The 23,632-nt window shown below is 64.9% G+C and carries 23 protein-coding genes and 1 pseudogene; 18 read left to right on the top strand and 6 right to left on the bottom strand.

Annotated features, from left to right (window positions below; translation table 11 throughout):
* Positions 1-16: 16 nt before the first annotated feature.
* Positions 17-496: a MarR family winged helix-turn-helix transcriptional regulator gene (locus A5706_RS31780; RefSeq protein ID WP_068140654.1), complete on the bottom strand. Its 480-nt coding sequence runs from the start codon at positions 494-496 to the stop codon at positions 17-19.
* Between the two features lie 94 nt (positions 497-590).
* Here A5706_RS31780 and A5706_RS31775 point away from each other — a divergent pair, with 94 nt between their 5' ends.
* The 3 genes from A5706_RS31775 (at position 591) to A5706_RS31765 (ending at position 2,900) form a co-directional block, all read left to right on the top strand.
* Positions 591-1,214, top strand: a complete 624-nt coding sequence (locus tag A5706_RS31775; protein WP_068140652.1) for an NADPH-dependent F420 reductase — start codon at positions 591-593, stop codon at positions 1,212-1,214.
* A 65-nt stretch (positions 1,215-1,279) separates the two neighbouring features.
* Complete coding sequence (locus tag A5706_RS31770) at positions 1,280-2,179, top strand: TIGR03619 family F420-dependent LLM class oxidoreductase (RefSeq protein ID WP_068140649.1); 900 nt, start codon at positions 1,280-1,282, stop codon at positions 2,177-2,179.
* On the top strand, positions 2,166-2,900 hold the full coding sequence (locus A5706_RS31765; protein WP_068140645.1) for an SDR family NAD(P)-dependent oxidoreductase: 735 nt from the start codon (positions 2,166-2,168) through the stop codon (positions 2,898-2,900). Before A5706_RS31770 ends, A5706_RS31765 begins: the two co-directional genes overlap by 14 nt.
* Positions 2,901-2,942: 42 nt before the next feature.
* Here the strand turns inward: A5706_RS31765 and A5706_RS31760 are convergent, their stop codons facing one another.
* Positions 2,943-4,352, bottom strand: coding sequence for an aldehyde dehydrogenase (locus A5706_RS31760; RefSeq protein WP_068140642.1), 1,410 nt, complete (start codon positions 4,350-4,352; stop codon positions 2,943-2,945).
* A 95-nt stretch (positions 4,353-4,447) separates the two neighbouring features.
* On the opposite strand from A5706_RS31760, the gene A5706_RS31755 reads away from it, so the two are divergent.
* From A5706_RS31755 to A5706_RS31710, 10 genes and pseudogenes are all read left to right on the top strand, one after another.
* Positions 4,448-5,713, top strand: coding sequence for an aromatic ring-hydroxylating dioxygenase subunit alpha (locus tag A5706_RS31755; RefSeq protein WP_068140639.1), 1,266 nt, complete (start codon positions 4,448-4,450; stop codon positions 5,711-5,713).
* 5 nt (positions 5,714-5,718) lie between these two features.
* The gene (locus A5706_RS31750; protein WP_369831988.1) at positions 5,719-6,048 is read left to right on the top strand and encodes a hypothetical protein; all 330 of its coding nucleotides are present in this window, start codon (positions 5,719-5,721) and stop codon (positions 6,046-6,048) included.
* Complete coding sequence (locus A5706_RS31745; RefSeq protein WP_068140633.1) at positions 6,045-7,292, top strand: amidohydrolase family protein; 1,248 nt, start codon at positions 6,045-6,047, stop codon at positions 7,290-7,292. Before A5706_RS31750 ends, A5706_RS31745 begins: the two co-directional genes overlap by 4 nt.
* A 20-nt stretch (positions 7,293-7,312) precedes the next feature.
* Positions 7,313-7,765: a MarR family winged helix-turn-helix transcriptional regulator gene (locus A5706_RS31740; RefSeq protein ID WP_068140733.1), complete on the top strand. Its 453-nt coding sequence runs from the start codon at positions 7,313-7,315 to the stop codon at positions 7,763-7,765.
* A gap of 81 nt (positions 7,766-7,846) precedes the next feature.
* A pseudogene (locus A5706_RS31735) lies at positions 7,847-8,140 on the top strand (2Fe-2S iron-sulfur cluster-binding protein); the annotation flags it as partial.
* Entirely contained in the window at positions 8,137-8,880 is a 744-nt protein-coding gene (locus A5706_RS31730; RefSeq protein ID WP_068140626.1) for an SDR family NAD(P)-dependent oxidoreductase, read from the top strand. The pseudogene A5706_RS31735 and the gene A5706_RS31730, both read left to right, overlap by 4 nt.
* Positions 8,881-8,923: 43 nt before the next feature.
* The gene (locus tag A5706_RS31725; protein WP_068140624.1) at positions 8,924-10,192 is read left to right on the top strand and encodes an aromatic ring-hydroxylating dioxygenase subunit alpha; all 1,269 of its coding nucleotides are present in this window, start codon (positions 8,924-8,926) and stop codon (positions 10,190-10,192) included.
* A 2-nt stretch (positions 10,193-10,194) separates the two neighbouring features.
* Positions 10,195-10,530 carry a hypothetical protein gene (locus A5706_RS31720; RefSeq protein ID WP_068140620.1) on the top strand — a complete coding sequence of 112 codons (336 nt, stop codon included), beginning with the start codon at positions 10,195-10,197 and terminating at the stop codon, positions 10,528-10,530.
* Positions 10,531-10,569: 39 nt separating this feature from the next.
* Positions 10,570-11,415, top strand: coding sequence for a TauD/TfdA family dioxygenase (locus A5706_RS31715; RefSeq protein ID WP_068140618.1), 846 nt, complete (start codon positions 10,570-10,572; stop codon positions 11,413-11,415).
* Between the two features lie 12 nt (positions 11,416-11,427).
* Positions 11,428-11,739: a hypothetical protein gene (locus tag A5706_RS31710; RefSeq protein WP_068140615.1), complete on the top strand. Its 312-nt coding sequence runs from the start codon at positions 11,428-11,430 to the stop codon at positions 11,737-11,739.
* Between the two features lie 83 nt (positions 11,740-11,822).
* Here A5706_RS31710 and A5706_RS31705 read toward each other — a convergent pair whose 3' ends face one another.
* Positions 11,823-12,707 carry an IclR family transcriptional regulator gene (locus A5706_RS31705; protein ID WP_068140609.1) on the bottom strand — a complete coding sequence of 295 codons (885 nt, stop codon included), beginning with the start codon at positions 12,705-12,707 and terminating at the stop codon, positions 11,823-11,825.
* A gap of 65 nt (positions 12,708-12,772) precedes the next feature.
* Between A5706_RS31705 and A5706_RS31700 the strand changes: the two genes are divergently transcribed.
* From A5706_RS31700 to A5706_RS31685, 4 genes are read left to right on the top strand one after another with little or no spacing between them, the layout of a single operon-like run.
* Positions 12,773-13,702 carry an SDR family NAD(P)-dependent oxidoreductase gene (locus A5706_RS31700; protein WP_231985490.1) on the top strand — a complete coding sequence of 310 codons (930 nt, stop codon included), beginning with the start codon at positions 12,773-12,775 and terminating at the stop codon, positions 13,700-13,702.
* On the top strand, positions 13,699-14,502 hold the full coding sequence (locus A5706_RS31695; protein WP_068140606.1) for an acetoacetate decarboxylase family protein: 804 nt from the start codon (positions 13,699-13,701) through the stop codon (positions 14,500-14,502). The genes A5706_RS31700 and A5706_RS31695 overlap by 4 nt, the downstream gene beginning before the upstream one ends.
* A gap of 6 nt (positions 14,503-14,508) precedes the next feature.
* A complete protein-coding gene (locus tag A5706_RS31690; protein WP_068140604.1) occupies positions 14,509-15,723 on the top strand; it encodes an amidohydrolase family protein in 1,215 nt (404 codons plus the stop codon).
* A gap of 14 nt (positions 15,724-15,737) precedes the next feature.
* Positions 15,738-17,018 (top strand): amidohydrolase family protein, encoded by a 1,281-nt coding sequence (locus A5706_RS31685; RefSeq protein ID WP_068140600.1) that lies wholly within the window; start codon positions 15,738-15,740, stop codon positions 17,016-17,018.
* Between the two features lie 12 nt (positions 17,019-17,030).
* Here A5706_RS31685 and A5706_RS31680 read toward each other — a convergent pair whose 3' ends face one another.
* The 3 genes from A5706_RS31680 to A5706_RS31665 form a co-directional block, all read right to left on the bottom strand.
* Positions 17,031-20,078 carry a hypothetical protein gene (locus tag A5706_RS31680; RefSeq protein ID WP_156767440.1) on the bottom strand — a complete coding sequence of 1,016 codons (3,048 nt, stop codon included), beginning with the start codon at positions 20,076-20,078 and terminating at the stop codon, positions 17,031-17,033.
* Positions 20,079-20,274: 196 nt separating this feature from the next.
* Positions 20,275-21,438, bottom strand: coding sequence for a PPE family protein (locus tag A5706_RS31670; RefSeq protein WP_068140591.1), 1,164 nt, complete (start codon positions 21,436-21,438; stop codon positions 20,275-20,277).
* Positions 21,439-21,746: 308 nt separating this feature from the next.
* Complete coding sequence (locus tag A5706_RS31665) at positions 21,747-22,028, bottom strand: hypothetical protein (protein WP_068140589.1); 282 nt, start codon at positions 22,026-22,028, stop codon at positions 21,747-21,749.
* A gap of 101 nt (positions 22,029-22,129) precedes the next feature.
* On the opposite strand from A5706_RS31665, the gene A5706_RS31660 reads away from it, so the two are divergent.
* Entirely contained in the window at positions 22,130-23,626 is a 1,497-nt protein-coding gene (locus A5706_RS31660) for a PE-PPE domain-containing protein (protein WP_068140586.1), read from the top strand.
* The last annotated feature ends 6 nt before the right edge of the window (positions 23,627-23,632 follow it).

Here is a 23,632-nt window from a genome sequence, read left to right as displayed (position 1 = left end):
TGACGCTTGACGACGGCTATGAGCGCTCGTCTTCGGCGGGGTCGTCGTCGTTGGCCAAGTGATGCAGGACGCGTTCGTTGAGGGCGGCGAGCATGTCGAGCTCCGCCGGGGAAAGCAGATCGATGAATTTGCGCCGGACGTCCTCCACGTGCCGGGGCGCCGCCTTCTCGATGGCGGCGCGGCCGGCCGGCAGCAGGCGGACCATGGTGCTGCGGGCGTCGTCGGGGTTGGGCTCGCGGCAGATCAGCCCGTCCTGCTCCATGCGCCGCACCTGGTGGGAGACGCGGCTCTTCTCCCAGCCCAGTGTGTTGCACAGGTCGTGCGCGGGCATGCGGTCCCCGTCGTGCTCCGAGAGCACCGCCAGGATCTCGTAGTCGGCCGCGGAAAGGCCCGATTGCTGCAGGCCCCGGCTCAGGTGGACGCCGAGCTGATGGTGCGCGTGCTTGAAGGCCCGCCAGGCGCGGTCTTCACGCGGGGTCAGCCAGTTCGGTTCCATCGGCGTCCATCTTACCGATTAGTTGACGCATCAACAAAGCTTGCTTAAGGTTGAGGGGTCAACCTTTTGGACCGTCGATTAGACAGGACACCTCATGAGCAGCATCAGCATCATCGGCACAGGGAACATGGCCCGCACCATCGGCGCGCTGGCGGTAGCGGGCGGCAACAGCGTCGAGGTCATCGGCCGCGATCCGGCCAAGGCCGCTGACCTGGCCAAGGTCCTCGGCGGCAACACCACGACGGGCGACTTCGGCGCTGTCCCGGCCGGGGACATCGTCGTCGTGGCCCTGTTGTACGCCCACGTCGTTCCGGTCGTCGCCCAATATGGAGACGCCCTCGCGGGCAAGGTCATCGTCGACATCAGCAACCCCTTCAACGCCGCGGCCGACGGGCTGGCCATCCCCGAGGACACGTCGATCGCGCAGGAAGTGGCCAAGGCGGCCCCGGCCAGCGCCAGCGTGGTGAAGGCATTCAACACCGTCTTCGGCGTCGTCCTGTCTCAGGGGCGCCCACTCGACGTCTTCATGGCCGGCGACGATGCGCGCGCCAAGGCGAGCGTGGCGGAGTTCATCGAGAGCCTCGGGCTGCGCCCGCTGGACGTCGGCGGCTTGGACATGGCGCACTGGCTGGAGGGAACTGGCCTGGTCGTGATGGGTCTCGCCCGCCACGGGGTGGGGAACTTCGACTTCGCCCTCGGCGCCGCGGTTCCTAGCTAAGCCGTGAACCAACACGGGCGCCGTGCGCCCAAAGAATGGTTGATGAATCACCGAAAGGATTCGCTATGAAGCTCGGTTTCGCACTTCCCATCGTCGGGCCCGCTATCAGCAGCGCCGCTGGCCTGAGCGCGTTTTGCCGCGGGCTCGAGGAGCTTGGTTACGACACGCTGTGGGTTGGCGATCGACTGGTCACGCCGGTCAATATGCACAGCACCTATCCGGGCAAGGAGCAGCCGTACCCGCCGCAGATGACCCGTTACCTCGATCCGGTGCTGCTGTGGACCGTCGCCGCGACGGCGACCAGCCGGGTGCGGCTCAACGCCAGCACGCTCAGCACGTTCTACTACGAGCCGGTGCATTTGGCCCGGCTGCTGACCACGCTCGACGTGCTCAGCGATGGCCGCCTCGATGTCGGCGTGGGAATCGGGTGGATGAAGGACGAGCACGACATCGCCCGTAGCGCGGACTGGAGCCGGCGGGGACGGATGCTCGATGACGTGCTGGCGTTCCTGCGCGAGTGGTGGACGACCACCCCGGTGTCCTGGGAGAGCGAGTTCTTCTCGGTGCCGCCGGTCCATGCCGACCTCCGCCCGGTCCAGCCCGGCGGTCCGCCCATCTGGATCGGCGGTGCCAGCGAGGCCGCGATGCGCCGGGTCGGCCGTAGCGGCGTCGGCTGGCTCGGGGTCGAGGGGCTGCAGGACGAGGTCACCGACCACCTGTGGTCGATTGCGCGCCGTGCGGCGAAGGACGCCGACCGCGATCCTGACGCGCTGAAGACGGCCATGCGGATCAACCTCGAACCGGGCACGTCCGTCGACTCGGTTGCGCTCAGGCTCGAGCGCCTCGCCCGGTCGGGGGCTGATGAGGGAATCGTGGACGCCTTCGCAATGTTTTCCAGCCTTGGCGAGATGTTCGACTTCGCCAGCCAGGTAATCGATCGATGGGGTGATGATGGGAAAGCTTGACGGCAAGGTAGCGGTGATCACGGGCGGATCAAGCGGGATGGCGCTGGCCGGTGCCAAGTTGTTCGTTGACGAAGGAGCTCACGTCTTCATCTCGGGTCGGCGGAAGGAAGCGCTGGATGAAGCCGTCGAGCTGATCGGCCGGAATGTGACCGGCGTGCAAGCGGATTCGGCCAACCTGGACGATCTGGACCGGTTGTTCGACGCGGTCAGGCGGGAGAAGGGCACCGTCGACGTGCTGTGGGTGAGTGCGGGTATGGGCGAGGAGGGCAAGCTCGGCGAGATCACGGAGCAGCATTTCGACGCGACTTTCGGGCTGAACGCGCGTGGCACGCTCTTCACGGTGCAGAAGGCGTTGCCGCTTTTCAACGACGGCGGCTCGATCTTCATGACCGGGTCGATCGCCTCGGTGAAGGGTTTTCCCCACTTTAGTGTGTACGCGGCGAGCAAGGCTGTGCTCCACGCTTACGCCCGCGTGTGGTTGAACGAGTTGAAGGACAGGAGGATTCGGGTCAACGTGCTGACCCCGGGCCAGGTCGCCACGCCGATACAGGAGCAGTTGTTCGACGAGGAGACCAAGGCGCAGTTTGAGGCAATGATCCCGCGGGGAAAGATGGGCAGCCCTGAGGAGATTGCATCGGTCGCGCTGTTTCTCGCCTCGGACGACTCGAGCTACGTCAATGGTATGGAGTTGATGGTCGACGGCGGCACCACGGCGGTCTGACTACGCCAGTGCTAATCCGTTCGCGTCCACGGAGATTCGCGGTCATCCGCCGGGCAAGACGGCGATGGACTTGGTTTCCAGATAGCCGTCGAGCCCTTCGGGGCCCAGCTCGCGACCGTAACCGCTGGCTTTGACGCCGCCGAACGGTGCGAAGGGGTCCATGGTGTAGCCCTGATTGATCCCAAGGGTTCCGGTGCGGATGCGCCCGGCGATCGCCATGGCTCGCTCGGTGTCGCCGGTCCACACGGAACCGGCAAGGCCATAGTCGGAGTCGTTGGCAATGGCCACCGCATCGTCCTCGTCGCGGTAGGGGATGACGGTGATCACGGGCCCAAATATCTCTTCGCGGGCGATGCGCATGGCGTTGTCGGCGGCGGCGAAGAGGGTGGGTTGGACGTACCATCCGCGTTCGAGGCCGTTGGGCATGCCGGCGCCCCCGACGACGAGCCGGGCGCCTTCTCGTTCACCCACCTGGATGTAGTCGCGGACGCGTCTTTGTTGACGTTGCGATACCAGGGGGCCGAGTTGGGTGGCGGGATCGTTTGGGTCGCCAACAATCAGGTTGGCCATCTCGGATGCGAGCGAGTCGACGTACTCGTCGTGGCGGTGTGCTGGTACGAGCACTCGGGTCAGCGCGTTGCAGATCTGGCCGCTGTTGGACAGGCTGGCCGACCGGATGCCGGTGGCCACCTTGTCGGGTTCGGCGTCGTCGAGCACGATGGCGGCGGATTTTCCGCCGAGTTCGAGGCTGACCTTGGTCAGGTGGGCGGCGCATGCGGCGGCTACCGCCCGGCCCGCGGTCGTGGATCCGGTGAACGACACCTTGTCGACTTTCGCGTGCGCGACGAGGAGTTCGCCAACCGCGGCGTCGCCGGGTACCACGCTGACCACGCCTTCAGGCAGACCGGCTTGTTCGATCATCTCCGCTAAAAGCAGTGCATCCAAAGGCGATTCGGGTGCGGGCTTGAGTACCACCGTGCACCCGGCCAGCAGCGCGGGCACCAGCTTTGTAATGATCAGAAATTGCGGCATGTTCCACGGGACAATCGCTGCGACTACGCCGACCGGTTGCTTCTGGACCACTACGTCGGCGCCGAAAAAGCCGGCGCGGCTCTCTTGCCATTGATGGCGCTCGGCCAGGTCGCAGAATGCGTTGATCATCATGGCGGGTAGACCGACCTGCGCGCGCTGGGCGAAGGTGATGGGAGCGCCGATCTCGGCGGTAATCGTCTCGGCCATCTCGGTGCGCCGTTGGTCGTAGACGTCGGCGAGCCGGCGGACCGCGGCGATGCGATCGGAGGGTCTGCTCGTGCCCCAGCCTCCCGCGTCGAAGGCGGTGCGCGCGGCGTTGACGGCTTCGTCGACGTCGGCGGGTGTCGCGGCAGGGAATTCGGCGATTGTCTGCTCGGTGTGGGGTGAGATGACTTCGATGAGCTTGGCCTGCGACCGCACCTTGTGACCCTTCGTCTGCCGAGTATCAACTACTTGCGATTCTGGTGATCAGCATATACCGTCGGCCCGACGGACTCCTACGGATAGGAGAGGTTGTGGCTCGCTTCCCTAAGCCCCCGGAGGGCAGCTGGACGCAGCATTACCCGGAACTGGGCACCGGGCCCGTGTCCTACGAAGACTCCATCAGCCCGGAGATCTACGAATTGGAGCGGGCGGCGATATTCAAGCGCGCGTGGCTGAATGTCGGCCGGGTGGAACAGCTTCCGCGTAAGGGCAGCTACTTCACCAAGGAGCTCAAGGTAGCCAAAACGTCGGTCGTTCTGGTGCGCAATGCTTCTGGAGAGGTCAACGCCTTCCACAACATCTGCCGGCACCGCGGCAACAAGCTGGTCTGGAACGACATGCCGCTGGAGGAGACCAGCGGCGTGTGCCGCCAATTCACCTGCAAGTACCACGCCTGGCGCTACGACCTCGATGGCAACCTGACGTTCGTGCAACAGGAGGAGGAGTTTTTCAACCTCGACAAGAGCCGCTACGGGCTGGTGCCGGTGCACTGCGACGTCTGGGAAGGCTTCATATTCATCAACTTCGCGCAGCAACCAGCACAGTCGTTGCGAGAGTTTCTCGGGCCGATGGTGACGGGGTTAGAGGGCTACCCGTTCGGGAAGCTGACGTCACGTTGGCACTACAGATCGCAGGTGAAGGCGAATTGGAAGCTCTACATGGACGCGTTCCAGGAGTTCTACCACGCGCCGGTGCTGCATGCGAACCAGTCGCCGACCGCCTACTCCAAGGCGGCCGCCGAGGCCGGCTTCGAGGCCCCGCACTACCGCCTGGACGGTCCGCACCGGCTGGTCAGCACGTCGGGGGTGCGGGCCTGGGAGATGCCGGACGAGATGCGCAAGCCCATCGACGACATCTGCCGCAGCGGGTTGTTCGGCCCCTGGGAAAAGCCGGACCTAGGAGAGATGCCGGCGGGGCTCAATCCGGCGAAATGTGATCCGTGGGGCCTGGATTCGTTCCAGCTGTTTCCCAACTTCGTCATGCTGTTCTGGGGCCAAGGCTGGTATCTGACCTACCACTATTGGCCGACGTCGTATGACAGCCACGTGTTCGAGGGGACGTTGTATTTCCCGCAGCCACGCACGCCTCGTGACCGCGTCGCGCAGGAACTGGCGGCGGTGACGTTCAAGGAGTACGGACTGCAGGACGCCAACACCCTGGAGGCGACCCAAAGCATGATCGAGTCACGGGCGATCGACGAGTTTCTGCTCAACGACCAGGAAATCCTGTTGCGTCACCTGCACAAGGAGACCGCGGCCTGGATCGACGAGTATCAACGAACCAAGGCAGGAGTGTGAACGCGGTGTCCGCCAAGCTGCCAACGGAATTCGCCGACCTGGAGCCGTTTGCGGAGTGGTGCCTGCCCACCGAACCCGAGCGTTACGCCAAACGGCTGGCCAGCTCCATGACCGAGATGAAGACGTTCTACGACGCGATCACCCCCCGCGCCGAGGAGGCCCTGGCCTTCTGCGACAAGTTCCCCCTTGATGACCTGCCGGACGATGTCCTCAATCTCATGCACCTGCTGTATTCGATGATCATGGTGTCATTTCCGGTGGAGTGCTGGAAGCAACCCCGGGTTCCGGATTCCGGTGCTTCCACCCTGGACTGCGTGTCCGAGCCCGTGCCGTGACAATTGTCCTTCGGGCAGCGCGCTGGGCTGACGTCGACGCCGGTCGGGTGCGCTCCCCGGCCGTCGTGGTCATCGACGGGCAGCGCATCAGCGCCGTCAATCCCGAAGGGTCACAGCCGGATCCGGCCACGGTGGTGGAGCTTGGGGACGTCACGCTCCTACCCGGCCTGATGGACATGGAACTCAACCTGCTGATCGGCGGACCCGGCGGCCCCGAGGGCCTCCCGGCACCGATGCACGGCGTGCAGGACGATCCTGCCTATCGCACATTGCGGGGCGCGGTGAATGCACTCACCACGCTGGACGCCGGCTTCACCACCGTGCGCAACCTCGGGCTCATGGTCAAGACCGGCGGCTACCTGCTGGACGTCGCGCTGCAGCGTGCCATCGACCAGGGCTGGCACATCGGCCCCCGCATCTATCCCGCGGGCCATGCCGTCACCCCTTACGGCGGGCACCTGGACCCGACAGTGTTTCAGCGGCTGGCACCCGGGATCATGCCGTTGTCCATCGCCGAAGGCATCGCGAACGGTGTGCCCGACGTCATCGCCTGCGTCCGCTACCAGATTCGCCACGGCGCCAAGCTGATCAAGGTCTCGGCGTCGGGGGGCGTCATGTCGCACAGCACCGCTCCGGGCGCCCAGCAGTATTCCGATGCGGAGTTCGCCGCGATCGCGGACGAGGCCCACCGCGCCGGGGTGCGGGTCGCCGCGCACGCCGTCGGCGATACCGCGATCCAAGCGTGCATTCGCGCCGGGATCGACTGCATCGAACACGGGTTTCTGGCCAGCGACGAGACGATCCAGATGATGGTCGACCACGGCACCTTCCTGGTTTCCACCACCTATCTGACGGAGGCGATGGCGATCGACCGGATTGCGCCCGAACTTCGGAAGAAGGCCGAGGAAGTCTTTCCCCGTGCAAAGGCGATGTTGCCCAAAGCAATTGCGGCCGGAGTGCGGATCGCGTGCGGCACCGACGCACCGGCAATCCCGCACGGCCAGAACGCCAAGGAGCTGGGAGCGCTGGTGGCGCGCGGGATGACTCCCATGCAAGCGATCCGGGCCGCGACAGTCGTGGCGGCCGAACTCGTCGAGGCCGATCACGAGTTGGGCCGGCTGGCGCCGGGTTACCTCGCCGACATCATCGCCGTACCCGGTGATCCGTCTCAGGACATCGCCACCACGCTGGACGTCTCATTCGTCATGAAGGACGGCCGGATTTTCAGGGAGCTGGCCGCGTGAATCGGGACAAGGAGACCGGCATGGAACTCACCGAAAACCTCCTGTGGTTGCTCAAGCAGGCGTTCTACTTCTCGCTGACCAGCGTGAACGACGCGATCAGCAGCCACGGTGTCAGCACGGCCCAGATCGGTGTGCTGCGTCAGCTCTCCAACGAACCCGGACTGTCGGGCGCCGAACTCGCCCGACGTCTGCTGATCAGCCCGCAGGGTGTTCAACTGGCTCTCACCGCGCTCGAGCGCCGCGGCCTGGTTGAACGCAAGCAGGACCCCCAACACAAGCGCATTCTGCAGGCCTACCTCACCGACGAAGGACGCGACGTCGTGGCGAGGGTGCTGGGTGACGCCCTGACCGCGCACGAGGAGGTCTTCGGTGTACTCAGCGGCGAGGAGCAGGAAACCCTGCGTGAACTGCTCGCGAGGGTGGTCGAAAAGGGCACCGGCCACGAGTTGTTCAAAGACAACATCGAGGGCTGATTCACGTCTCTAGTACTTGAGATTAATCGCAAGTAGTTGATACTGTGGCCAACGATGCAAGATTCCCGCGCTACCGTGCAGCCGGCCGATCCCCACGTCGTCACAGCAGAGGTGACCATCGAGCTCGACCGGTGCACCATCACCGTGACCTACAGCCCTGGCGACACGTTGCTGCAGACGGCCCGCATGGCGGATCTGAGCCCGCCGTCGTCGTGCGAAGTCGGGAACTGCGGAACGTGTATGGCTCGCTTGACCGAGGGCAGCGCCCGGATGATCAACAACGACGCGCTTGAAGATGACGAGGTGGAGGAGGGCTGGGTGCTGACCTGTCAGGCGCTGCCGACTAGCCGCACGGTGCGGGTGGTTTACGAGTGAACAAGGTCTGCGTTGTGACCGGGGGCGCATCGGGCATGGGTGAGTCGACGTGCCACGAGCTGGGCCGGCGCGGCCACCATGTCGCGGTCCTCGACGTCAATGAGCAAGGCGCGCAACGCGTCACCGAGGATTTGCGTGCGGCGGGTGTCGCGGCCATCGGAGTCGGCGCCGACGTGACGGACCGGGGCGCCGTCGAGCAGGCGTTCGCCAAGGTGCGTAGTGAGCTGGGCCCGGTCTCGATCCTGGTGACGAGTGCCGGCACGTTCGGGCACTCCCCGTTTACCGAGATCACCGCCGAGTCGTGGGCCAAGATCATCGACGTCAACCTGACCGGCACCTTTCACTGCTGCCAAGTCGCTATTCCCGACATGGTCGCCGCGAAATGGGGCCGGATCGTGATGATCTCGTCGTCGAGCGCCCAGCGCGGATCGCCGTTCGCCGCCCATTACGCGGCGTCCAAGGGCGCGGTCATCACCCTCACCAAATCGCTGGCCCGCGAATACGCAATGCACGGGATCACCGTCAACAACATCCCGCCGTCCGGCATCGAAACACCGATGCAGCTCCAGGCGCAGGAGGCGGGATTTGTGAAGTCCAACGCGGAGATCGCCAGGAATATCCCGATGGGCCGTCTGGGCACCGGAGCCGACATCGCCGCAGCGGTCGGATTTCTGTGTTCTGACGATGCGGGCTTCATCACCGGTCAGGTGCTGGGCGTCAACGGCGGAGCGGTGATGTGACGAGTTGGTCTCTCAAAAGCATGGTGACACAGGGAGGTTCACGATGACGCGGTCCGGAAGGCCCTCGGAGGGCTCTTGGACGGAGCACTATCCCGAGCTGGGAACCGGCCCGATCTCGTTTCGAGACTCGACATCGCCGGAGTTCTTCGAACTGGAACGCGAGGCCGTGTTCAAACGGGCCTGGCTGAACGTTGCCCGCGTCGAGGAGTTGCCGCGCGTAGGCAGCTATGTCACCAAGGAAATCGAGGTGGCCCGCACGTCGGTGATTCTGGTCAGGGGCCGCGACGATCGCATTCGCGCCTTCTACAACGTCTGCCGCCACCGGGGAAACAAGTTGGTATGGAACGACTTTCCCGGTGAAGCGACACGCGGGACCTGTCGTCAGTTCACCTGCAAGTACCACGGGTGGCGCTACGGCCTCGACGGTGCGCTGACATTCGTGCAGCAGCCGGAAGAGTTCTTCGACCTAGACGCCGCGGACTACGGATTGCGGCCGGTGCATTGCGATGTGTGGAATGGATTTATATTTATCAACTTTGATGCCGAACCGCGTCAGAGCCTGCGCGAGTTCTTGGGTCCGATGATCACCGGCCTTGATGACTACCCGTTCGGCAAGTTGACCGAGCGCTACGAGTGGGTGGCGCACAACAACAGCAACTGGAAAATCTTCGCCGATGCGTTCCAGGAGTATTACCACGTGCCGTCGCTGCACCCACAACAGGTGCCGGCGGAGGTGCGCGACCCTAAGGCCGGATTCACCTGTGGCCATTTCCAACTCGACGGCCCGCACCGGCTGGTGTCGACTGCGGGACGGCGCCGTTGGCTGCTGTCGCCGGAGTTCATGTATCCCATCGAGCGGGCCACCAAGAGCGGCCTCGTCGGCCCGTGGCGCACACCGGATATCGGGGAGCTTCCGGCCGGCCTCAATCCCGGGGGCATTGAGCCGTGGGGAATCAGCAATTTCCAGATCTTCCCGAACACCGAGATATTGATCTACGGAGGCTGGTATCTCCTGTACCGGTACTGGCCGACTTCGTACAACACCCACCGGTTCGAGGCCTACACCTACTTCCACCCGGCGCGCACCGTCCGGGAACGCGTTGAACACGAAGTCGCCGCGGTGGTGCTCAAGGAGTTCGCGCTGCAGGACGCCGGCATGCTCGGCGGAACGCAGGCCGCACTGGAGTACGGCGTTGTCGACGAGTTCCCGCTCAACGACCAGGAGATCCTGGTGCGCCACCTGCACAAGGTTATCGTCGACTGGGTAGAGGCATACCAACGCGAAAAAGCTCCGGCGCCGGCGGGGGTCTGATCATGCCGGACGCCCTGCTGCCCAGTGCATTCGCCGAGCTGGAGCGCTATGCCCAAACCTGGTGCCTGGCCACCGAGACCGAGCGCTGGAACGCGCGGGTGGCCAGCACCATGCCCGAAATGCACGAGTTCTACGATGCGTTCTTCCCGCGCCTCGAAGAGGCCATCGACTACTGCGACAAGTTCCCGCTCGACGACCTACCTGAGGATGCGCTCAACCTGCTGCACCTGATCTATTCGCTGATCATGGTCGCCATGGCGGTCGAGGTCATGCACCAGCCCGTTCCGACCGATGCCGCCGATGCGGTCATGATCCGCACCCACGAACCGGTCCCGTGACATCCGCGTGACCACAAGGAAGGCCAGGCAGGGATTTTCATGAGTCTGCTCACCATCACCAAGCTCGGCGAGTCCGTCGGCGCCGAAGTCACCGGCCTGGATCCGGCTCACCTCAGTTCCGACGACCCGATCGGTGAGGTCATCCTGGATGCGTTGGAGCACAACGGTGTTCTGGTCTTTCCCGGGCTCCGGCTTCAACCCGAGACCCAGGTCGCCTTCTGCCGCCGCCTCGGAGAGGTCGATCACTCCTCCGACGGGCATCACCCCGTGCCCGGGATATACCCGATCACGCTGGACAAATCGAAGAACTCCTCGGCGGACTATCTTCGGGCCACGTTTGACTGGCATATCGACGGATGCACCCCGCTAGGGGACGAGTATCCCCAAAAAGCCACCGTCCTTTCGGCCGTGCAGGTCGCCGAATGGGGCGGCGAAACCGAATTCGCCAACTCATACGCCGCCTACGACAGGCTGAGCGACGAAGAAAAGCGCCGTCTCGGCACGTTACGTGTCGTGCACTCCCTGGAAGCCTCACAACGGAGCGTCACCCCCGATCCGACCCCAGAACAGCTGGCGCGATGGCGATCCCGGCGCACCCACGAGCACCCGTTGGTGTGGACACACCGCAGCGGCCGCAAGTCACTGGTGCTGGGCGCCTCGGCCGACTACGTCGTCGGGATGGATCTCGACGAAGGGCGTGCCCTATTGGCCGAACTCCTCGAGCGCGCCACCGTGCCCGCGAACGTCTACAGCCACACCTGGTCGGTCGGGGACACCGTCATCTGGGACAACCGAGGGGTCCTCCATCGCGCGGCTCCCTACGACCCCAGTTCCGCCCGCGAAATGCTCCGCACGACCGTCCTCGGCGACGAGCCAATCCAGTAAAGGGAACCGTGAATGACAAAATCGCTACTGTTCGTAGAGAGCAAGCCCGCATCAGCGGAACTGGTTGAGGAATACCATCGTTGGCACGATCGGGTGCATGTGCCCGAGATGCTGACAATTGATGGATTCGTGTCGGCCCGACGTTGGCAAACCGATGGTGACTCGTTCGTCACTCTCTACGAGATCGACACCGACGTCGACACGGCGCGCACCAACCTACGGGCGGCGTTCGCCGAGGGTCGCATGTCCAAACCGGTTGCGGTCGAGACGGAACCGCCACCGGTGATGCGTTACCTGAGTCTGATCAGCGACTCCACTCTCTGACGGACAGCGTGGCAGGCATCTTTCGAGCCATTTCGCAGGGGGCCGAGTGGCGTTGCGTATCAACCTATTTGGCTCGCCGGGCGCTAGGACTCTTCGGTCAACGCCTCGCTTAGCCGGCGGGTCGCAGCAGCGAGCTGCGCGCCGAGCTGGGTGACCGCCGCGCCGGTCATCGGCTCGGCGCTGGGGACCAGGCTGAGCATCAGGTCGATGCGGGATTCGCCCTCCAGGATGGGAGAGTCGATGTGGCTCACCTCGTAGGTGCGGTCCGGCTGCAGGCTGATCGGGAACCACTCCTCCTGATGGATCAGCTCGTCGGTCAATTCCTGTGCCAGCTGGCTCAGCCGGGTGGAACGAACCTCGGCACTGCGCACGATCTGCGCAAGTTCCCGCAGCCGCAGATCGGGCAGGATGTGCAGGCCGACCGCGTAGCCGCGCTGCTTGGCGGCGGCGATGGCCTGCCGGTAGCGACCGCGCACGTCGTCGGGAAGGGTGGCCAGCCAGCGTTCGCGAGCTTCCGGCCCGGCCCAGGCGACGGTCGACGCGCCATACGGCGGGCGGTGCGGGAACTGGGTGCCGACGGGCATCGGATTACCCCCGCCGCGGCTGCTCCGGACTTGATCGACGACGGTCGAGTAGTCATCGCTCACCGAAAAGGCAACGCAGTGCGCACCCGTCGCGGCCGAAAGTTCGGCCATCGCGGAGCGCGCCAACACTAGAGCGGGATAGCGGCCCGCGGCCTCTCGGCCGAGGCGCACCAGTGCGGGCCCGAGGTGGTAGGTCTTGCGAACCGGGTCGCGCAGCAGCCAGCCGGCCCGAAGTAGTTCGGACAGCATCGAGTGGCAGCTGGCCTTGTGGACGCTCAACTGGCGCGAAACCTGGGCCAACGTCATCCCCCCGCTGCCATCACCCGCCAGGTGTTCGAACAGGTTCACCACCCGCTCGGTCTGGGGGGAGGGGCGCGGAGCCATGGAGCCTATGGTCGCATAATGCGACTCCTTGCGGTGGGATGAGCGACCATGTGACCATGGCCACAATGTCTGACCTTCGAGGCAAGACCGCCGTCGTAACCGGGGGAGCCGGTGGCATCGGCCAGGCCATGGGCAGGCGCTTCGGCCGGGAGGGCATGAAGGTGGTGCTGGCCGACGTCCTCGCCGAACCATTGGACGCGGCAACCCGGGCACTCGTGGACGAGGGCATCGAGGCGGTCGGCGTGGTCACGGACGTCACCGACTATTCCTCGGTCGAGTCGCTTGCCAAGGAGGCGCTCGACCGCTTCGGCGCGGTGCACGTCGTCTGCAACAACGCCGGCACCGGCGGGGTCTCCGAGGGCTACATGTGGGAGCACGACCTGGCCGACTGGCGCTGGGGGATCGACGTCAACGTGCTCGGCGTCATCCATGGCATCAAGGCTTTCGTGCCGATCCTGCTCGAGCAGGGCGACGGGCACGTGGTCAACACCTGCTCGGGCAACGGGGGATTCGCCCCAATTGCGCGGGGGGCCATGGGCGGGCCAGCCACGGCGGTCTACCCGATGACCAAGGCCGCGGTGCTCTGCCTGACCGAAAGCCTCTACACCCACCTCGAGATGACCGGGACGCGGGTGCGGGCGCACGTCCTCTTCCCCGGCGGCTTTCTGAACACCGGCATCTGGGAGTCGTGGCGGCACCGCCCGGAGCGCTACGCCGCGACGCAGGAACGCCGCACACCGGAGGCGACGCTGGAAAAGGTGGTGGCCCGCTTCGAGGCCGCCGGCGCACATGTCGAGTTCACCCCACTCGAGACGGTGGCCGACCTCGTCGTGGAAGGGATTCGGGCGGACCGCTTCTGGATGATGGGGCCGCCCACCCCGGCCGATCAGGTCGTCAGCAAGAAGGCGGCATCGATCCTCGCCCGCGGCGAGCCCGACTACCTGGTTGACGTCCTCGGCCGGCATGCCGAGAAAACCGAAGGAGGAGCACGTTGAGCGCCAACGAAATTCGCTACGGTCCTCGCGCACCCGAGGCGCAAGTCGACCACGAGATCGATGCCACCAAGGCGCCCATCGCCACCGAGGCGATCACCGTCACCTACCTCACCGATCCGGAGATCGTCGCGGCCGTGCTGCCCAAGCCGTTGGAGCCGGCGGCCGAACCGCTGGTGCGGGTCCAGCTCCAGCGCGTCCAAATCGAAGGCAGGCCGCCGTTCGGGTCCGCGGTGTTCTCGGTGACCGCGCGCCACGGCGACCTCGCGGGCGACTATCCGCTCTTCATGCCCCAGTCGACCGAGCAGTCGGTCACAGGTGGGCGCGAAACATTCGGTGAGCCAAAGAAACTGGCCCACATCGAGGTGGAGCGCGACGGCGATCGCGTCGCTGCCGCCGTCGACCGGCTGGGCTATCAGCTCATCAGGGTGACCGGCCAGATCACCGGCCCGGCCGAGCTGCCGCCCGACCAGGTGAACACCGAGTTCTACTTCAAGTTCCTGCGCGCCCCCGACGGCAGCGGCATCACCGACCCCCACCTGGTCTACGGCGAATACCACCGCCACTACGAGCTGCTCGAGAATATCGACGGCACAGTGGAATTGGGCGAGTCACCGCTGGACCCGGTGGCCGACATCGCGATCCGCCAGATCACATCGATCACGTGGTGTCGCCGGCGCACGATCCAGGTGGGTCGGATCGCGACGCAGGTGCCGCAGGAATGGCTGCTGCCGTACGTGCACCAGCGCTACGACGACGTGGCCCTGCTCGCCGCGCCCCGTCCCGAGCCGACGCGGGTATAGCGCATCATGGACCGGTACACGGTCATCTCGGCCGACTGCCATGCCGGCGCTGACCTGCTCGACTATCGCGAATACCTCGATCCGCAGTACCGGGACGAATTCGACGGCTGGGCAAAGGCATACGTCAACCCGTTCGGCGACCTCACGGAGGCCGACGCGGAGCGCAATTGGAACAGCGCGCGCCGGAACTCGGACCTGGATGCCGAAGGCGTCGCGGGGGAGGTCATCTTCCCCAATACCGTGCCGCCGTTCTTTCCCCAGGCGAGTCTGGCCGCCCCCCAACCCGTGGACGCCCGGGAGCTCGAGCTGCGCTGGGCCGGCCTGCGTGCGCACAATCGTTGGCTTTCCGACTTCTGCTCGTTGTCGCCGGAGCGGCGCGCCGGGGTGGGTCAGATCTTGCTCGGGGACCTCGACGAGGCCGTCGCCGAGATAGCTCAGATCGCCAAGTTGGGCCTGCGCGGCGGTGTACTGCTGCCCGGGATCCCGCCCGGCGCAGGCATTCCCCAGCTCTACGCAGAACACTGGGAGCCGCTCTGGGCGGCGTGCGCGGAGGCGGGCCTGGTGGTCAACCACCACGGCGGCAACGCCGGACCGAACCCCACGGACGGATGGGGCAGCTCGTTCGCGGTATGGGTGTATGAGACGCATTGGTTTGCGCACCGGGCGCTGTGGCACCTGATCTTCAGCGGCGCACTGGATCGCCATCCGGATCTCACCGTCGTTTTCACCGAGCAGGGTGCGGGGTGGATACCGGCGACCCTTGACTCGCTCGACGTGGCGGCGGCCCGTTACGGGCGGGCGAACTCGGCGATCGCCCGCTTCGCCGGACCCACCGCCGGCTCGCTGACGTTGCGGCCCAGCGAATTTTGGTCCCGCCAGTGTTACGTCGGCGCCAGCTTCATGCGGCCCGTCGAGTGCGCCGAGCGCCACCGGATCGGCATCGACCGGATCATGTGGGGCAGCGACTACCCGCACCTGGAGGGCACCGCTCCCTACACCCGAGAAGCGTTGCGCTACACCTTCAGCGGTGTGCCGGCCGACGAGGTGGCGGCCATCGTGGGCGGCAATGCGGCGGCCGTATACGGATTCGACCTCGACGCGCTGGCGCCCCTGGTTGAGCGAATCGGCCCGACCGTGGCAGAGGTTGCCGAGCCCTTGGCGGCCGCGCCCGCCGATGCGAGCAGCACCGTCTTCGAGCCCGACCCGATCCGTACCTGGTAAGCGAGAGGACCACTGTGAACGACGCTGCGCCCTACCTCATCATCTCCGCCGACACCCACGCCGAGCTGCCCACCGAGCAGTATCGCGAGTACATCGACCCGGAATACCGGGAGGACTTCGAGACGTTCCTCGCCGAGAAAACTGCCGCCGCGGCGCAGACCGGCGACTTCATCGACGAGGAGTTCGCCGAGCAGTGGTTCGACGAACACGGAGACGGCATCGCGGGTGGCTGGGACGTCACCCAGCGCGACCGCGAACTCGACGGCGACGGCGTCGCCGGTGAGGTCATCTTTCCCGACGCCGACGCCGTCACCGGTGTCGCCGGGGCTCCGTTCGGCGCGGGCCTAGGGCAGTCGGGCGACCTGGACCCGGGACGTGCGATGGCGGGGGCGCGGGCCCACAACCGCTGGCTGGCTGAACTGTGCAGCCAGAGCCCCGAGCGGCGGGCCGGCGTCGCGGTCGTGCCGATACTCGCGGACATCGATGCGGCGGTGGCCGAGATCGCTCGAGCGGCCGAGGCCGGGTTGCGCGGCGGCATCATGATCCCGGTGCTCTGGGGCGACTATCCGCCCTACCATGACCGGCGCTACGACAAGGTGTGGGCCGCCTGCCAGGACCTGCAGATGCCAGTTCACACTCACGTCGGTCCCGCCCCCAGCGAGCAGTACGGTCCACACCTGGGCATCTACACGACCGAGGTGCGCTGGTGGGGAGTCCGGCCCCTGTGGTTCGCGTTGTGGGCCGGCGTGTTCGAGCGCTTCCCGAACCTGCGCTGGGGGGCTACCGAATGCGGGGCCTACTGGGCTAACGACCTGTTGTGGCTGATGGACACCCGGTTCATGCGTGAGCACTCGGCCAAGAAGATGAGCCGTCTCTTGGAGGGCGATCTGACGATGCTGCCCTCGGCCTACTTTGACCGGAACTGCTTCATCGGCGCCACCACGACCGAGCGCCGGGAACTGGCCCGTCGCTACGAGATCGGTGTACCAAACATGCTGTGGGGCAACGATTATCCTCACCCGGAAGGAACATGGCCGCATACCCGGGACTGGCTGCGACGCTCGTTCTGGGACATTCCGATAGACGAGACGCGACAAATCCTCGGGCTCAGCGCAGCCGAGGTGTACAACTTCGACGTGGCTGCGCTCGCGGGTCTAGTCGAGCGCATCGGCCCGACCCCGGCGGACCTGGGTCAGGACGATGCGGTGAGCATCCCCAAGTGGGAGGCGGCCCGCCGGGCCGGACGCCACTGGCTGACGGACGCGGAGCCCATCCCGGACCTTGTGGAGAGCTGAGGGCTACATTTCTTAGAGTGTCGAGTCCTTCTGGAGATCGTGGATGCATTCTCGCACTTGCTGCCCCATGATGCGCCCCAGCTGGGTGTAGGCGGCGAACTGCCCTTCGTTGAACCATTGATCGGATGTCGGGTCATGGGGGAACACGTCACCCGAGGCCGCGTAGGTCAAGAGCCACTGGGGGAATCCCTTGCACAGCACCGCTTTCGCGAAAATGAGAAGGCCTTGACGCTCATGTGGGCCATGCCCCAAGTCAGGGGCTGCCGATGGATAGGTGATGAGCCCGACCGCGACGGTCCTCTTGGCGAGGCGACTGTTCAGGCCGTAAAACGCGTCGGTCTCTTCGAACTTGTCGCCGGAGCCGGGGGTGAGCTCCGCCAAGGGGAACTTTGCGAAATAGTCGAAATCGATCGTCACACCCAGCTCGTATTCGGCCAATCGCATCGCGTCGGCCAGCCCGCTGGCCAATGGGGGTGCATCGCCGCCCCCATCGATGCAGAAGATCAGTCGGCTGCGTCGGCGCAGCGCCTCGACCAGTCCAAGGTTTTCGTAGTGGCCGCCGTCGGTGACTTGTACCAACCGCGCGTCGGGGTAGTTGAGGCCGATGAGTTCGCGGTAGTAGTAGCCGGCGCCGCGAATGTAAGGCAATGACTTCGGCCACGGCCTCTTGTTGTCCTTGGGATCGAGGCAGGCCCCATTCTCGGAGGCAGCAAGGTTGGCAACAAAATTCGGGTTGGGCAGCCATGTCCCCAGGCGAGCACCCGAAACGGCCAGTAGTTTTTCAAATCCCTTCTGTTGTCGGCCCATCGCCGACGCGAAGGCGGCTCCACTCGCTGCAACCGCAGTCAAAACCGTGAGATCCCGCTTGATTCTGGGTGGGGATTGGTCGTGCAGCTGGGGAGTCTGCAGCCACCCAAGTTCGGGGCCACCGATGAAATCGTGGCTGATCACGTAGGACACCGCGTTCAATCCCGGTGCAGGCTTGTGCTTTCCGCTGATGGGGGCCGCGGCGGCGAAAATGAACTTGGGTCCGCCCGCGGGAACGCTGCCAAAGTCAGGCAACCAGGTGTATTCATTCCGGTCGTAGGCTTCTGCGCGCCAGAGGCCCGAAACTCGTTTGCGCCGAACCGCGAACGTCTTCCCTAATCGATAGCGATAGAACGGATTCAGGCTTATCGACGCGACATCCACCGAGCTGATCCATGCGATCGCTAGGACCAATACCAACGAGGGCCACAAGGCGGAGAAAGGCATCTGGCGAAGGCCACCCTCTAGTCCGCCCGTGGTCAACGAGCGAAATACGCCGGCAGCAAAACATCCGAGGATGATCAGCCACGCGACCAGCAGGACGGTAAGGGTCACCACCACCAGAATCATCGCGATGACGCCCGGGGGGAGCAGTCGCTTCCATAGTGAGAGCTTTTTCGCCTCTCCCGACAGTGTGCTGCGCTTTTTCCAAGCCATCGCGGTAATCGCCGCCAGGTAGTTGAGACCCACCAGGCCGGAAACGGCTGCGGCGGCGTCACCCTGGTTATGGGTAGCGTGCGCGCTGAGCGATGAACACAGCCGCATCAGCGTCGGTAGCCCGACGACCACTATCAGCACCAGCGCTGCGAAGACCGCGCTGCCGACCGCGAAGCGCTGCACCCACAATTTCGCGCGCTCGCTAGGTTTCTTCCAGAGAAACATCTCGATACCCATTGCGATACTGGTGAGGAACGCGGCCAAGCCGGCGAAGACAGCCACTGCGATCCACGACGCAGGATGGTCTGTCAGACACATCAGGTAGTCCGGGTGCTCGTGCACGAACGCGTCGTTAACGTTCGGATTGAGTACGGGAATGATCTGGGCGAAGGAGAAGGCGGGGCGCGATAGCAGATATCCGAACACCCACCCCAGCAAGGCGGGGAGGGTGAAGAGGATGGTGATCGATGCGAGCAGATTCTTGAAGACCACGGCCAACGCGTAGACCAGTTCTCCGGGCGAGTCTGCGATATAGCTTGAGCCCCTTCGGAAATGGTCGAGCTCGGGCGACCCTTCCTCGAAGCGCTCGGAAACCAAGGGCTTCTTCTCGGTGTCCTGGGTGGCCAGCAGCCGCGCGCCGGCCGTATAGCCGCCGCCGGATACCGAGATCACGTAGTCGACGGTGTCGATGAGCTTTGCCCTGCCGCCGAACTTTTCGTGAACACCTATGCCTGGTTTGATCGGATCCTCTTTTGAGAATTCCTGCATGACGCCCATCGCGATGCATGCCGACCGCACTCCGCCACCGGATAAGCAGATCGCTTGCACCCGCTCGCCATTCCGGGCTTTGATGACGTTCCCAGCATCGGGGACGTTATACGCTTCGACCCAGCTCGCTTCATCGGGGTCGACAGCATCGGTCGGCTTGGGTGGCGTCCACAGCACTTCGTTCCACCACTTCGCGGTGGTCTTGTCCGAGGACCGCGTCCGGCAAGATCTCCCAGCCGCCGCCGCCCAGCGAAGGACGATTCCCACTGTCGCGGGAAAGCCGCCGAGGGCTAGCAGCAAGGCGCACCATTGGATGGTTGCTGCCGTCGAGATAGCGTTGATCCAGGCGGTCGAGTTGTGACCTTCGACCGCCCAACAAATCAGCGAAGCCTCGATAATCCCGGCTAAAGAGGCAATTGCCACGGCCGCAGCGACGTATATGGCCGCTAGTCGCCCAGCCGCCGAGATCGCCCACAACAGGAAGACCCCCGCTAGCCCGCCCAGCGTGAGGGTGTAGCCGAGGACGAAGAGAAAATCCGAGTAAATCGCTGCCCGGACCCGATCGACGACGACTGGGAATTGCGAGCCGTGACCGTAGATGTACCTCGCGAAGCTCGACCCTGCGGGGCCCGGCCACGAATACCACACCAATACGCCACCGGCGGTTGCAAGGGCAAATGCCGCGGCCGTTAGGACCCGCCGGCGAGACGCCCATTTGGCTGCCTCGATTGCCGACGGGGAAACCTCTTCAGTTGCCTCAGTTTGCGACTGTGAAGTCTCTTCAGTCACCAAAGTTTCCGACATGGATGCCTCTTCAATCCGCACCATGATGTTTCCCTTGTCCCGCATGACCGACGGCCGCCAAGCTGTATGCCGGGCGAATTTCCGAATCCTGTGGGCAAATGCTAGGGACGATGTGCAGTACTGATCTCGAGTAGTCGACTACTCCAATCCGCTCGAATTGGCGTACACCGGCCGGGCGCGCTCACAACGCGAAGGCCAATCGTGGACGACGAGGGCTGTGTCACCCGGCCGCCGGCGGCCGTGGCATCACCGTCAGCCGGTTCCCGTATCGCGGTATGACGCCCGATGCCCGCGTCGCCGCCGGCATTCCGGGCACGCCGGGCATTCCCGCCCCGACTGCCTCCTCGCTTCCCGGCAGCGTGGTTAAACCGGTGCCTGACAGTGCCGATATGTGGCTGACCGCCGGGGTGGACCAGCTCGCCGGCACTGACATCGGACCGATCGACTTTGCGCTGGTAAGCATCGCGGACACGCCGCCGCCACTGGTGAAGGCGCTCATGTTTTCCACCGGCAACTTAGTAAGCCCGGATGGGATCGACACCCCTAATGCTTCCCCGGCTTTTGCAAGTGATTTCGCAAAATCCTCGACTAGTGCGTCCGCGTCCATGGTGCTCTTGCCCGCAAAACCTGCAATGTTAAGCGTGGCCGGCAGCTGGAACACCCCACTCGAAGCCAGAGAACCCCACACTGTGGCGTCAGGCCCGATTAGTTTGCCAAGCTCGCTGTCCGTGAGGGGTGCGATGTCCTGCAAAAAGTTGGCCCACAAATATTGGAGCCATTGTGATATAGGCCCAGCTGCGACTCCTTGAAGTGTGTTGGCCTGTGCCACCGCGGCCGATTGGCTGGCCGCGCCCGCCGGATTGGTGGTCTGGTTCGGCGGGGTGAACGGCGTCAGCGTCGCCGCGGCGGCCGAGGCGCTTGAGTAGCCGTACATCGCGGCGGCGTCCTGGGCCCACATTTCGGCGTATTGCGCCTCGGTCGCCGCGATGGCCGCAGTGTTTTGGCCGAAGAAGTTGGTTGCGATCAGGGAAGCCAGTTGAGTGCGGTTGGCCGCGATCACCGGCGGGGGCACGGTCATCGCGAACGCCTGCTCGTAGGCCGCCGCGGCGGCCCTGGCCTGCATGGCGGTCTGCTTGCTCTGCTCGGCAGTCATACTCAGCCAACCGATGTAGGGGATGGCGGTGGCCGCCATCGAATCCGACGCGGGGCCGTGCCAGTTCAAGGTGGTCAGGCCCGAGATCACCGATTGGTAGGTCTCGGCCGTGGTGGCCAATTCGGCGGCCAGGGAATCCCAGCTGCCTGCGGCGGCCAAAAGCGAACCCGACCCCGGGCCGGTGTACATTCGGGCGGAGTTGATCTCCGGGGGTAAAATCGCGAAATCCATTGTGTCACATCTCCTTAGCTTGACTTCGGTGGCAAACCCCCCTTTTTTGACGGCGCAAGATAAAGCGCCGGGTGATGCGGGACAGATTGGTACCGCGGCCCGGGTTTCCGGGCGGTAACCGCTCATTCGAGTTCTCGGCGGACCACGCGAACTGTGCATATCCAGCCACCTTTGCGGTTTCGGTGACTATCTCTGGTGAACCCTATGAATTTCGAAGGAGTAAAGATAGGGCTGAACTGCGAAAAAATAAGATCGCCGATCTTGATTGCCGCGGGCTAGAAGCGGCAATGATCCGAGTTACTCAGCTATTAGCGCCAGCTCGCGGGCAGGTCGATTATGTGATTGGGGCAAACGTCCTGGGCCGCCAGCGACATGACGTTCCGTGCGTCCTCGGCCGACATCTTGGCGCGCAGCGTCATGAATGCATATTCGGCTGGCGCATAACCCGATTCGGGGCCGGCCGGATCATCCATCAGCTGGCACGCCTGTTTTTCTTTGTCCTGAAAGCTATCGGCGTGGGCGACGCCCCCGCCCAACAGCAAGGCCAGGCAAGCCAGCCCGCCGGCAGCAATCGTCGTGGGGGTCCTCACTGGTACTTCACCTTCAGTCGCGCCTCCGACGGCCCAGTGTAAGACGCGGCGTCGGTAGGAATTCATCGAAGAGCGCTCGGCGGCCGCCGTTGTTGGCCAGAATGGTCCGGGTGCAGGTCGTTCCTGAGGGGCTGGCGTCGGCGGCGCAGGACGTCGGAAAGATCGGCGCCGCGCTCGAAGAGGCCAACGCGATCGCAGCGCTGCGGACGAGCAGCATCCTGCCCGCCGGCGCCGACGAGGTCAGCGCGGCGGTCACGCCGCTGTTCATCAATCAATCGCGGATCTATCGGGAACTGGCCGCGGAGGGCCAGGTGTTCGAGCAGCGGTTCATGCAACTGCTGGGTGAGGCCGGCTCGGCCTACACGCAGACCGAGCAGGCCGCGCTGCAGGCGCTGCGCGACGCGATCGGCGAGCTGGAAGCCCCCCTCGCCTCGTTCGCGGCGCAGGCCGAGAACCCCGCCCCCACGAGCATTCCGCCGCTGATCGTCCCGCAGAACAGCTCGGTGGCACTGATCGTCGGCGGCACCACGTTCCCCCTGCCGGACGCCAAGTACGTCAGCTCGATCATGGCCAACTTCCTGAACAACCCCACGCTGTCGCCGCTGCTCGGGGCCTCGGGGCAGTCGTTTTACACGCCGGAGCAGTTCTGGCCGGTCACCCCGCAACTCGGGAACCTGACGCTGGGCCAGTCCGTCGCGCAGGGAGTGCAGTTGCTCAACGCCGCCATCAACACCGAACTCGCGGCCGGCAACAAGGTGGTCGTCTACGGCACGTCGCAAAGTTCGCTCATTGCGACCGACGAGATCCGCAACCTCATGGCAATGGCCAACCCGCCGGACCCCGCCAACCTGTCGTTCTTCTTGACCGGTGATCCGGGCAACCCCAACGGCGGGTTCTTCGAACGCTTCCCCGGCCTGTACATCCCATTGGTCGACGTGCTGATGAACGGCGCGACGCCGCCCAACTCGCCGTATCCGACCGTGATCTTTACCAATCAGTACGACATGGTGACGAATCTGCCCCAGTACGTGCTCAACCCGGTCAGCGATCTCAACGCGTTCATGGGGTTCGCGCTCTACCACGGGACGCACGACTACGTCGACCTGACGCCGGGGCAGATCGCCAACGCGATCGAGCTGCCGAGGTCGCCCGGGTACACCGGGGCCACCCACTACTACGAGCTGCTGACGCAGAACCTGCCGCTTGTCGCACCGCTGCGCCTGTACGTGCCGCAGCCGTTCGGCAACGCGCTGGCCGATCTACTGCAGCCGGACCTCCGGGTGATCGTCGACATGGGTTACGGGTCGGGCGAGTACGCCGACATCCCCACTCCCGCCAGCCTGTTCGAGCTGCCGAACCCGTTCACCATCGTCCCGGACCTGGCGCACGGCGCGGTTCAGGGCCCGCAGGCGGCGCTGGTGGATCTCGGGCTCCTGCCGCCGTCGATGATGCCGACCGGCTACCCGTTCAACCCGGTGCTCGATCCGGGCCTGAACTTCCCGCTGCCCCAGTCGTCGGTCACCGGGGTTTCGCTGTTGACCGGGTTCGAGGGCCAGCTGATGCGCGCGTTGGGTCTGATGCCGAGCTGGGACAGCTGACGGACG

Origin of the sequence: Mycobacterium sp. E796 (genome assembly GCF_001672815.1) — a bacterium.
In the GTDB taxonomy this organism is placed as follows: domain Bacteria; phylum Actinomycetota; class Actinomycetes; order Mycobacteriales; family Mycobacteriaceae; genus Mycobacterium.
Note: the sequence above shows the minus strand (reverse complement) of the source record. Positions and strands in the feature narration are given on the sequence as shown.